The following is a 10,617-nucleotide window of genomic DNA, read 5'->3' as shown; positions in this document are numbered from 1 at the left end:
AACTCAGGCCCAGATAACCGCCTGACAAACCGTCCAACTTTATGGGGTCAGTTCAATTAGCCCGACTGGCTTTTTAGTTGAAACAGCTATTCGCGAAGGATTAACGTTTCAATGCATCACTGATTTCATCGCTCATTGCCTGAACGATAGATTTCACAATGCGTGGATTACCGGCCACGATATTGCCAGAGCTGAAATGGTTATGACCGCCCGCAAAGTCAGTCACGATACCACCCGCCTCACGTACCAACAACTCGCCACCGGCGAAATCCCACGGCTTCAAGCCAATTTCAAAGAAACCATCTACGCGACCAGCGGCAACATAGGCCAGATCCAGCGCCGCTGAACCGGTGCGACGGAAGTCTGCACACTGCTCAAACAGTTTACCTACCACGCGCAGATAAGCGGGGGCGTGCTGTTTCACTTTGAATGGGAAGCCGGTTGCCAAAATGGTGCCGTCCAAATCTTTGGCGTTGGTACCGCGCAGACGATAACCGTTTAACTGAGCGCCCTGACCACGGGTAGCTGTAAACAGTTCGTTACGCATTGGGTCATAAACCACGGCAACTTCAGTGCGGCCTTTAATGCGCACGGCGATAGAGACAGCGAAATGAGGGAGACGTTTGATAAAGTTGGTAGTGCCATCCAGCGGATCAATAACCCATTGCACATCATAATCTTCGCCGAGCAACTCACCACACTCTTCACTGATAATTGAGTGTTTTGGGTAAGATTTACGGATAACGTCGATAATCAGATGCTCTGCATCACGGTCTACGTTAGTAACAAAGTCATTACTGCCTTTCTGGCTCGCTTCGACAGCGTCCGGGGTTTCATAATTTTTGGCAATCAGGTTACCGGCCTTACGCGCAGCGCGTATGGCGATAGTCAGCATCGGATGCATGGGTATCTTCCACTAGGATGTTAAAGAACGAGAAACGGCGCATAGTATAGCAGGGGTTCTGATAAATACCTATGACTGTGTTAAGATATGGCGATTCCCCGTTATCCTCAGAGTTTGTATGCTACACAATATTCGTATCGTTTTGGTTGAGACTTCTCATACCGGCAACATGGGTTCGACAGCCAGAGCCATGAAAACCATGGGATTAACCAATTTGTATCTGGTCAATCCGTTGGTAAAACCGGATTCTCAGGCGATTGCGCTATCCGCAGGTGCCAGTGATGTCATTGGCAACGCCACTATAGTTGATACCTTAGATGAAGCGCTGGCTGGATGCAGTTTGGTTGTTGGCACCAGTGCCCGCTCCCGTACACTGCCTTGGCCCATGCTGGAGCCGCGCGAATGTGGCGTGCGTAGCGCACGTGAAGCAGAACATGCGCCGGTAGCACTGGTATTTGGTCGTGAACGCGTTGGTTTGACCAACGATGAGCTGCAAAAGTGCCATTATCATGTCGCGATCCCGGCAAACCCGGAATACAGTTCACTGAATCTGGCGATGGCCGTGCAAATCTTGGCCTATGAAGTGCGGGTGGCATTCCTTGATCGTCAGCAAGCGGCGGCACCAGTAATAGAAGCAGAGGAAGCCCCTTATCCATTAGTGGATGATCTGGAGCGTTTTTACCTGCATCTGGAACAGGTTTTGTCTCACACCGGTTTCATCCGTCAGGCACATCCAGGCCAGATTATGAGTAAGTTACGTCGCCTATTTACCCGTGCGCGCCCGGAAGCTCAAGAGCTAAATATCTTACGTGGGATGCTGACATCGATCGAAAAGCAGGATAAATATCCAAGCAATGATAGTGGTTACTCGGCTGGGAATATTAAAAATTAATTATTTATCAAACCGTTATTATAGAATTCGACCCATATTATTGAAAATGGAATGGGCAAATAATACTTGAGTGATTTACTAGGTTAAATAGTTGACTGAAACAGTCAAGAATGTCAGACTTCGGGCTTGTTTTCGTCAACAGGTAACTTTAGCTATGAGACTGACATCCAAAGGCCGTTATGCCGTGACCGCCATGCTTGATGTGGCATTACATTCCCATGACGGGCCAGTACCTCTGGCCGATATTTCTGAACGTCAAGGGATCTCATTATCCTACCTGGAGCAACTTTTTTCACGGTTACGCAAAAATGGCTTAGTGGCTAGCGTTCGTGGTCCAGGTGGCGGTTACCTGTTGGGTAAAGATGCAGCAACCATTGCGGTCGGTGCTGTTATCATCGCCGTTGATGATTCTGTCGATGCCACCCGTTGCAAAGGTAAAGCGGGGTGTCAGGACGGTAATGTCTGTCTGACTCACTCCTTATGGAGTGACTTAAGTGATCGCATTTGCTGCTTTCTGAACGACATCACACTGGCAGAATTGGTTAATAAACAAGATATTCGAGAGGTTGCGGATCGTCAGGATAACGATACGCGCCGTACGGCCAATGGCCGACCGCAAGAGACGATTAACGTCAATCTGCGCGCATAAGCAGAATCTGCGGAATTTTACGTTTTGGAAGTGATGTACGGAGCATAAGAGCAATGACCGAATCAAAAGTAAAGACACCGATCTATTTGGATTATGCAGCAACCACCCCGGTAGATCCTCGTGTCGCTGAAAAAATGATGCAGTATCTGACTCTGGATGGCATTTTCGGCAACCCCGCCTCGCGTTCCCACAAGTTCGGCTGGCAGGCAGAAGAAGCTGTTGATATTGCACGTAATGATATTGCCGCATTAGTGGGTGCTGACCCTCGCGAGATAGTCTTCACCTCGGGTGCCACTGAGTCTGATAACCTGGCAATTAAAGGTGCTGCTAACTTCTATCAGAAGAAGGGCAAGCACATTATCACCTGTAAAACCGAACATAAAGCGGTGCTGGATACCTGTCGCCAACTGGAGCGTGAAGGCTTCGAAGTGACCTATCTGGCCCCGCAGTCTAACGGTATTATCGACCTGAAACAGCTTGAAGCGGCAATGCGTGAAGAGACCATTCTGGTTTCCATCATGCACGTGAATAATGAGATCGGTGTGGTGCAAGATATCGCTGAAATCGGCGAAATGTGCCGCAGTCGCGGGATCATCTTCCACGTTGATGCCACCCAAAGCGTCGGTAAACTACCCATTGATCTGAGCAAACTGAAAGTCGATCTGATGTCCTTCTCTGCCCATAAAGTTTATGGTCCGATGGGCATTGGCGCACTGTTTGTTCGCCGCAAACCGCGAATTCGCATCGAAGCACAGCAGCACGGCGGTGGTCATGAGCGCGGTATGCGTTCTGGCACATTACCGGTGCACCAGATTGCTGGCATGGGTGAAGCTTACCGTATCGCGAAAGAGGAGATGGAGAGTGAAGCAGCACGTCTGCGTTCCCTGCGTCTGCGTTTGTGGAACGGTCTTAAAGATATCGAAGAAGTTTACCTGAATGGCGATTTGGAGAATGGCGCACCTGGCATTCTGAACGTCAGCTTCAACTATGTTGAAGGCGAATCGCTGATCATGGCACTGAAAGATTTGGCTGTTTCATCAGGTTCTGCCTGTACCTCCGCGAGTCTGGAACCTTCTTACGTGTTGCGCGCGTTAGGGATGAACGACGAACTGGCTCACAGTTCAATCCGTTTCTCTCTGGGGCGTTTCACCACCGAAGAGGAGATCGACTACGCCATTGCGCTGGTACGTAAATCCATTGGCCGTCTGCGTGACTTGTCCCCATTGTGGGATATGTTCAAACAGGGCGTGGATATCAGCAGCATTGAATGGTCTCACCATTAATTCCAGACTTTAAGACTCAGGAGTAATCACATGGCTTACAGCGAAAAAGTAATCGATCATTACGAAAATCCCCGCAACGTCGGTTCATTCGACAACGCAGATCCTACCGTCGGTAGCGGTATGGTTGGCGCGCCCGCTTGTGGTGATGTCATGAAGTTGCAGATCAAAGTTAACGAAGCTGGCATCATTGAAGATGCGCGTTTCAAGACTTATGGCTGCGGCTCTGCCATTGCTTCCAGCTCTCTGGTAACTGAATGGATGAAAGGCAAATCTCTGGATCAGGCTGAGGCTATCAAAAATACGCAGATCGCCGAAGAGCTGGAGTTACCGCCAGTCAAGATCCACTGCTCAATTCTGGCGGAAGACGCCATTAAAGCCGCTATCGCCGACTACAAAAGCAAACACACTGCCAACCAGTAATTGTGGTTAGCAGTGGTAAATATGTAGTTTTGACAATAGGTTATTCACCACCCGCTTATTCTTTGCTTCAGTGTAAGACACTGATTATAGGCCCAAAAATTTCAAAGTGCAGGAAGGCGGCAAACGAAATCATCCTGATGAGCTTACACAAGTAAGTGATTCGGGTGAGCGAGAGTAGCCAACACACCTGCGGTTTGAAAGATGGCGGGGATATGGGCGGGTTTCAGAGTTGAGGAAGGTGTATGTCGATATCAATCAGCGACAGTGCTGCACAGCGGGTCAGCGCCTTTTTAAGTCACCGTGGTAAGGGCTTAGGCCTGCGCTTGGGTGTCAGAACATCGGGCTGCTCCGGCATGGCATATGTGCTCGAATTTGTTGACGAAATGAACGATGACGATATCGTTTTTGAAGACAAAGGCGTGAAAGTGATCATCGACGGCAAAAGCATGGTCTATCTTGACGGCACCGAACTAGATTTCGTCAAAGAGGGGCTGAACGAAGGCTTTAAGTTCAACAATCCGAACGTCTCAAATGAGTGCGGATGTGGCGAAAGCTTTAACGTCTGATGACCGCTTTTGTTTCTGCCTCAGGCACTTGATACCTTATATACCCAACGTCATTAGAGTTGCAAGGGAGTGAGCGCGGCTAACCCCCTGTAGCACTATGGCGAAGGGGATAACCCCAGAGCATGTTATGGATTACTTCACACTATTCGGGCTGCCGCCTCGCTATCAGGTTGACGGCAACCAACTCACTACCCGCTATCAAGAATTGCAACGTCAATTCCACCCAGACCGTTTTGCCAACCAGCCTGATCGCGAGCGTTTGGCCTCATTGCAACAAGCCGCGACCATCAATGATGCCTACCAAACCCTCAAGCACCCGTTAAAACGGGCCGAGTATATGCTATCTTTGCAGGGTTTTGATTTAGGTAACGAACAGCACACCATGCGCGATACCGCGTTTTTGGTGGAGCAGTTGGAACTGCGCGAAGAGCTTGATGCCATCGAACACCAACCCGATGCTGAAACACGGCTCGCGGCATTCAGTAGCCGCCTGGCTTTGATGACGAAAACGCGCAGCCAACTGATGGTCGAGCAATTGGATCAACAACAGTGGGAACAAGCCGCTGATACGGTGCGAAAATTACGTTTTCTGGATAAATTGCAGCAGCAGGTCGAACAGCTAGAAGAGCGCCTGTTTGACGATTTTTCCTGAGGATGTTGCCCGACAAACTCTTATAACAGTGATATATCAAACGACCTTTGCAACAGATCTGAATATAACGCAAGGCCTTGGTATCTCGCCGGATAGATTTTGCTTTTTAGACTCATGATTGATGGAAGCTCAACATGGCCTTATTACAAATTAGTGAGCCTGGTTTAACTGCGGCCCCGCATCAACGGCGGCTGGCGGCAGGGATAGATTTAGGCACCACCAACTCATTGATTGCCACGGTGCGCAGCGGTAAAGCGCAAACGCTGGCAGATGAACAGTTACGGGATCTTCTGCCCTCGGTGGTTCACTATCAACAAAATGGCATTGATGTCGGCTGGCATGCGCGTGAGTGTGCCGCGCAGGACCCGGTCAACACCATCAGCTCAATCAAACGCATGATGGGCCGCTCTTTGGCGGATATCCAACAGCGCTACCCCAATCTGCCTTACCAATTCCTGCCCAGCGAAAATGGCCTGCCGATGATCCAGACCGCCGCTGGATTAGTCAATCCGGTTCAGGTCTCTGCGGATATCCTCAAAACCTTGGCGCAGCGCGCACAGGCGGCGCTGGAAGGTGAGTTGGATGGCGTGGTGATCACGGTTCCGGCTTATTTCGATGATGCGCAGCGTCAGGGCACCAAAGATGCCGCACGTCTGGCCGGGCTGCATGTGTTGCGCTTATTGAATGAGCCAACCGCCGCGGCTATCGCGTATGGTCTGGACTCCGGTCAGGAGGGGGTGATCGCGGTTTACGATCTGGGGGGCGGCACCTTTGATATCTCCATTCTGCGCCTCAGTCGTGGGGTGTTTGAAGTGCTGGCAACTGGCGGTGACTCCGCATTAGGGGGCGATGATTTCGACCATCTATTAGCCGATTGGCTGCGTGAGCAAGCCGGCATTACTTCCCGTGATGATCACGCTATTCAACGGCAGCTACTTGATGCGGCGATTGCCGCTAAAATTGCCTTGAGTGATGCCGATGTTGCCGAGGTCTCGGTGGCTGGCTGGCAAGGGCAGATCACGCGGGTGCAGTTTGAATCTCTGATTGCCTCACTCATCAAACGCACACTCATGGCTTGCCGCCGCGCGCTGAAAGATGCGGGTGTTAGCGCTGACGAGGTGCTGCAAGTGGTGATGGTCGGCGGCTCGACCCGCGTGCCGCTGGTGCGTGAACAGGTGGGGCAGTTCTTTGGCCGCACTCCGCTGACCTCGATCGATCCCGATAAAGTGGTCGCCATCGGCGCGGCTATCCAGGCTGATATTCTGGTGGGCAATAAGCCAGACAGCGACATGCTGCTGCTTGATGTTATCCCGCTCTCATTGGGGCTGGAAACCATGGGCGGTTTGGTGGAAAAAGTCATCCCACGTAACACCACCATTCCGGCGGCCCGCGCACAAGAGTTCACCACCTTTAAAGATGGTCAGAGTGCGATGATGATCCACGTGCTGCAAGGGGAGCGCGAGCGGGTGCAGGATTGCCGTTCGCTTGCCCGTTTCACCCTGCGTGGCCTGCCGACACTGCCTGCGGGCGGGGCGCATATTCGCGTCACTTTCCAGGTGGATGCGGATGGGCTTTTGAGTGTCACGGCGATGGAGAAATCCACCGGTGTCGAGGCATCAATTCAGGTGAAGCCATCTTATGGGCTATCTGATGATGAGATAGCCAACATGATCAAAGATTCGATGGTTAATGCGCAGGCCGATATCAGCGCGCGTAAGTTGGCGGAGCAACAAGTCGAGGCCTCCCGGGTGCTGGAGAGTCTACAAGGCGCATTGGCGCAAGACGCGGCACTACTCAGTGAGCAAGAGAGTACCGCTATCGCGCAAGCGATGACGTTATTACAGCAGCAGATGCAGGGCAGCGACCCACAGGCAATCGAAGCTGCGATCAAGGCGTTAGATGCACAAACGCAAGATTTTGCCGCGCGCCGGATGGATGCTTCCATTCGCCGTGCTTTGGCTGGCCATTCAGTGGATGAGGTTTAATCATGCCCAAAATAGTATTTCTGCCCCATAAAGACCTTTGCCCGGATGGCGCAGTGCTGGAAGCAACCCAGGGTGAGACCATTCTGGACGTTGCCTTGCGCAATGGTATTGATATTGAGCACGCTTGCGAGAAATCCTGCGCCTGCACCACCTGCCACTGTGTGGTGCGCGAAGGTTTTGATTCCCTGCCGGAGAGCAGTGAGCTGGAAGATGACATGCTGGATAAAGCATGGGGTCTGGAGCCAGAGAGCCGCCTGAGCTGTCAGGCCAGAGTCACTGACGAGGATCTGGTGGTTGAGATCCCGCGTTACACCATTAACCATGCACGGGAGCACTGATATGAGCATGACCTGGCAAGACAGCCGTGAGATTGGCGAAGCCCTTTACGACCAGTTTCCCGATATCGATCCCAAAACGGTGCGTTTTACCGATATGCATCAGTGGATTTGCTCTCTGGAAGATTTTGATGATGACCCGCAAGCATCGAATGAAAAAGTGCTGGAAGCTATTTTGCTGGTTTGGTTAGATGAGTTTAGCTAATCATTGATAAGGGCCGCCGGGCGAGTGGCGGAGAGAACAGGTAGATCGTAAAGACGCCGTCAATCCCTCCCTGGAGGCTCGAGCCGCGCCATCCCTGGCGCGGACGCTTTACTCTTCTACCCGTCCTCTCCGTTCCAGATCGCGTCATTGGGGTTTGTCAGCAGTTTAAGGGTCGCGTAAGCGGCCCTTTTGCTTTCTGTTACTTTTTATCTGTTACATTATCTCTAACGAAAGCGACTTTTTAGCGTAGAGTGTTGGCTTGTTCGATAGAAATTTTTGTTCCGCCGTGGCTAACACAGAGTCGCGTATTATCAGCTGAATAACAGCAAAAAATAATAATGACGAGGTCGTCGATGACAACAGAAATGATGCAAGTATCCCTATCCGATAATCCTGCCGATGCCCGTTGGGGCGAAAAAGCGCTGCTCAGCACTGATGCTGAGGGCATGACCATCCATCTGACGGCGAATGGCCAATTGGGTGCTATCCAACGTGCCGCCCGCAAGATAGATGGGCAAGGTATTAAGCAGGTAAAACTGGCCGGTGAGGGCTGGGGTCTGGAGCAGAGCTGGGCATTTTGGCAAGGGTTCCGTGGGCCAAAAGGCCAGCGCAGTGTTGAGTGGGCAGAGCTGCCAGAGAACGAAAAAACCGAGCTAGAACAGCGCCTTAAAATTATCGACTGGGTGCGTGACACCATCAACGCCCCGGCAGAGGATTTAGGCCCAGAGCAACTGGCGAAAAATGCCATTGATTTGATGTGTGCGGTATCTTGTGATGCCGTCACCTACCGCATCACCAAAGGTGAAGATCTGCGCGAGCAGGGTTATGCCGGAATTTATACCGTCGGGCGCGGATCTGATCGTGCCCCGGTATTATTGGCGCTGGACTATAACCCGACCGGTAACCCGGATGCACCAGTCATGGCTTGTCTGGTCGGCAAAGGGATCACTTTTGATTCAGGTGGTTACAGCCTGAAACAGAGCGCGTTTATGGATTCGATGAAATCCGATATGGGGGGCGCGGCGACAGTGACCGGCGCGTTGGCATTGGCAGCGGCCCGTGGGCTGAAAGAGCGCGTGAAGCTCTATCTATGCTGTGCCGACAATATGGTTAGCGGCAATGCATTTAAGTTGGGTGATATTATCCGTTACCGCAATGGTAAGTCGGTTGAAATCATGAATACTGATGCAGAAGGGCGTTTGGTGTTGGCCGATGGCCTGATTGATGCTGCCGAGCAGCAAGCCCCCTTGATTATTGATGCGGCCACCTTAACTGGTGCGGCAAAAACCGCCTTGGGTAATGATTACCATGCGCTGTTCAGCTTTGATGATGAGCTGGCACAAGAGTTATTAAACAGTGCAAAAAGTGAGCATGAACCTTTCTGGCGCTTACCGTTGGCTGAATTCCATCGCAGCCAGTTGCCATCCAATTTTGCTGAGCTAAATAATGTGGCGGGTGCTGCTTACAGTGCGGGTGCCAGCACTGCCGCGGCTTTCTTGTCCCATTTCGTGAAAAATTACCAGCAGGGCTGGCTGCATATTGACTGCTCCGCCACTTACCGTAAAGCTGCGGTGGATCAGTGGTCTGCTGGCGCAACCGGGTTAGGGGTGCGGACTATTGCCAACTTGTTGTTGGCGAAAGCAAAATAAGAAATTGATGTGCCTAGGAGTGAGAATAGGCAGATCGTAAAGACGCCGTAAACCCTTCCCTGGGGGCTTGTTCCGCGCCATCCCTGGCGCGGACACTTTACTCTTCTACCTATCCACCCTCCCATTTATCCTAGTAAGATGTTTTTTTGGAGTAGAGCATGAGTTTGCCGCAATCCCCCATTGATGATAATCACGATCATCACCATGACGATGAGCAGAGTCTGGAATCCCTGCTAAAACTGGCGGCGACGGAGTCGATTCATCGTATCGCCTTTTTCCGTGCCTTGCTGGATGCCACTGTTCTGGTGCTGGTGGATAATTCGGCGCAGGGCAGTGAAGATGATGGCGAGATGACCTTCACTGCGGGCAATGGGGTCAATATTCTGCATTGGGAAAAGCAGGATGGTGAGTCTGTTATTCCATTCTTCACCTCGGTAGAGGTGTTGCAGCAGGCGCTGGATCTGGCTGAAGAGGCGCCAGGAGAGCGCGAAAAGCAGCCTTTTATCGCCATGCCAGTGCGGGTGTTATTCGAAATGACCCAGGGCGCACATCTGTTTTTGAACCCGAAATCAGAGCACGGTAAAGAGTTCTGGCCGCAAGAGGTGGCAATGCTACTGAAAAATGGCGGTTTAGCCCAACCGGCTGAAATGACGGTAGATAAAGAGAGCCAGATTTTACTGGGGCAGCCGGAAGAGTACCCTACGGCGATGGTCGACGCGCTGATCCAATTATTCAGCCAGCGTAAACCGGTGCGCCGTGCATTTTTGGCGCTGATGCATGATAAGAGTGTGGACGAGAAGCCTAACCTGCTGATTGGGCTAGAAGTGGATGGCAGTGGCGAGGAGATTGACCAGCTGATCCAGGAGGCCGGCAATGTCGCCAGTGACCATGCGCCGGATGATCGCCCGGTCGATTTTTGTCTGGTTAGCGAGCAACAGCGCGGTGTTAGCCACTATCTGATGACCCATACGCAGGCATTTTATCAACGTAAATGGGGCAGTTGGCTGCGCAATGTTATCCCTTCGGTTAGCCATTAGTAATTGATAAGTGACATAAAAAAAGGGAGCCGATAGTGGC

Annotated in this window: 12 protein-coding genes; 11 read left to right on the top strand and 1 reads right to left on the bottom strand. The window is 51.6% G+C overall.

Annotated elements, in window-relative coordinates; genetic code table 11:
* Window positions 1-100: 100 nt before the first annotated feature.
* Complete coding sequence (suhB, locus tag AACW11_RS00695; RefSeq protein WP_005274324.1) at window positions 101-904, bottom strand: inositol-1-monophosphatase; 804 nt, start codon at window positions 902-904, stop codon at window positions 101-103.
* 118 nt (window positions 905-1,022) lie between these two features.
* On the opposite strand from suhB, the gene trmJ reads away from it, so the two are divergent.
* The 11 genes from trmJ to sseB all read left to right on the top strand — a co-directional run bounded on the left by trmJ (window position 1,023) and on the right by sseB (window position 10,577).
* Window positions 1,023-1,796 carry a tRNA (cytosine(32)/uridine(32)-2'-O)-methyltransferase TrmJ gene (trmJ, locus tag AACW11_RS00690; protein WP_212585525.1) on the top strand — a complete coding sequence of 258 codons (774 nt, stop codon included), beginning with the start codon at window positions 1,023-1,025 and terminating at the stop codon, window positions 1,794-1,796.
* Window positions 1,797-1,950: 154 nt separating this feature from the next.
* Complete coding sequence (gene iscR / locus AACW11_RS00685; RefSeq protein ID WP_212585524.1) at window positions 1,951-2,445, top strand: Fe-S cluster assembly transcriptional regulator IscR; 495 nt, start codon at window positions 1,951-1,953, stop codon at window positions 2,443-2,445.
* A 53-nt stretch (window positions 2,446-2,498) separates the two neighbouring features.
* Entirely contained in the window at window positions 2,499-3,728 is a 1,230-nt protein-coding gene (locus tag AACW11_RS00680; protein WP_212585523.1) for an IscS subfamily cysteine desulfurase, read from the top strand.
* A 30-nt stretch (window positions 3,729-3,758) separates the two neighbouring features.
* Window positions 3,759-4,148, top strand: coding sequence for a Fe-S cluster assembly scaffold IscU (gene iscU / locus AACW11_RS00675; RefSeq protein WP_048616965.1), 390 nt, complete (start codon window positions 3,759-3,761; stop codon window positions 4,146-4,148).
* A 242-nt stretch (window positions 4,149-4,390) separates the two neighbouring features.
* Window positions 4,391-4,714 carry an iron-sulfur cluster assembly protein IscA gene (gene iscA, locus AACW11_RS00670; RefSeq protein ID WP_004874655.1) on the top strand — a complete coding sequence of 108 codons (324 nt, stop codon included), beginning with the start codon at window positions 4,391-4,393 and terminating at the stop codon, window positions 4,712-4,714.
* A 127-nt stretch (window positions 4,715-4,841) separates the two neighbouring features.
* Complete coding sequence (hscB, locus tag AACW11_RS00665) at window positions 4,842-5,366, top strand: co-chaperone HscB (RefSeq protein WP_212585522.1); 525 nt, start codon at window positions 4,842-4,844, stop codon at window positions 5,364-5,366.
* Window positions 5,367-5,500: 134 nt separating this feature from the next.
* On the top strand, window positions 5,501-7,351 hold the full coding sequence (gene hscA, locus AACW11_RS00660; protein WP_212585521.1) for a Fe-S protein assembly chaperone HscA: 1,851 nt from the start codon (window positions 5,501-5,503) through the stop codon (window positions 7,349-7,351).
* Between the two features lie 2 nt (window positions 7,352-7,353).
* The gene (fdx, locus tag AACW11_RS00655; protein ID WP_004713939.1) at window positions 7,354-7,689 is read left to right on the top strand and encodes an ISC system 2Fe-2S type ferredoxin; all 336 of its coding nucleotides are present in this window, start codon (window positions 7,354-7,356) and stop codon (window positions 7,687-7,689) included.
* 1 nt (window position 7,690) lies between these two features.
* Window positions 7,691-7,891, top strand: coding sequence for a Fe-S cluster assembly protein IscX (iscX, locus tag AACW11_RS00650; RefSeq protein ID WP_005274344.1), 201 nt, complete (start codon window positions 7,691-7,693; stop codon window positions 7,889-7,891).
* Between the two features lie 353 nt (window positions 7,892-8,244).
* Complete coding sequence (pepB, locus tag AACW11_RS00645; protein ID WP_212585520.1) at window positions 8,245-9,540, top strand: aminopeptidase PepB; 1,296 nt, start codon at window positions 8,245-8,247, stop codon at window positions 9,538-9,540.
* Between the two features lie 158 nt (window positions 9,541-9,698).
* Window positions 9,699-10,577, top strand: coding sequence for an enhanced serine sensitivity protein SseB (gene sseB / locus AACW11_RS00640; protein WP_212585519.1), 879 nt, complete (start codon window positions 9,699-9,701; stop codon window positions 10,575-10,577).
* Window positions 10,578-10,617 lie beyond the last annotated feature (40 nt).

The sequence above is a fragment of the Yersinia sp. Marseille-Q3913 genome, assembly GCF_963892745.1.
Taxonomy (GTDB): Bacteria; Pseudomonadota; Gammaproteobacteria; order Enterobacterales; family Enterobacteriaceae; genus Yersinia; species Yersinia bercovieri.
Note: the sequence above shows the minus strand (reverse complement) of the source record. Positions and strands in the feature narration are given on the sequence as shown.

What these genes read in the sequence shown, in the direction of transcription:
- hscA (WP_212585521.1), top strand. Translation starts at nt 5,501, where the DNA reads ATGGCCTTATTACAAATTAGTGAGCCTGGTTTAACTGCGGCCCCGCAT.
- AACW11_RS00680 (WP_212585523.1), top strand. Translation starts at nt 2,499, where the DNA reads ATGACCGAATCAAAAGTAAAGACACCGATCTATTTGGATTATGCAGCA.
- suhB (WP_005274324.1), bottom strand. Translation starts at nt 904, where the DNA reads ATGCATCCGATGCTGACTATCGCCATACGCGCTGCGCGTAAGGCCGGT.
- pepB (WP_212585520.1), top strand. Translation starts at nt 8,245, where the DNA reads ATGACAACAGAAATGATGCAAGTATCCCTATCCGATAATCCTGCCGAT.
- iscX (WP_005274344.1), top strand. Translation starts at nt 7,691, where the DNA reads ATGAGCATGACCTGGCAAGACAGCCGTGAGATTGGCGAAGCCCTTTAC.
- iscR (WP_212585524.1), top strand. Translation starts at nt 1,951, where the DNA reads ATGAGACTGACATCCAAAGGCCGTTATGCCGTGACCGCCATGCTTGAT.
- fdx (WP_004713939.1), top strand. Translation starts at nt 7,354, where the DNA reads ATGCCCAAAATAGTATTTCTGCCCCATAAAGACCTTTGCCCGGATGGC.
- trmJ (WP_212585525.1), top strand. Translation starts at nt 1,023, where the DNA reads ATGCTACACAATATTCGTATCGTTTTGGTTGAGACTTCTCATACCGGC.
- hscB (WP_212585522.1), top strand. Translation starts at nt 4,842, where the DNA reads ATGGATTACTTCACACTATTCGGGCTGCCGCCTCGCTATCAGGTTGAC.
- iscA (WP_004874655.1), top strand. Translation starts at nt 4,391, where the DNA reads ATGTCGATATCAATCAGCGACAGTGCTGCACAGCGGGTCAGCGCCTTT.
- sseB (WP_212585519.1), top strand. Translation starts at nt 9,699, where the DNA reads ATGAGTTTGCCGCAATCCCCCATTGATGATAATCACGATCATCACCAT.
- iscU (WP_048616965.1), top strand. Translation starts at nt 3,759, where the DNA reads ATGGCTTACAGCGAAAAAGTAATCGATCATTACGAAAATCCCCGCAAC.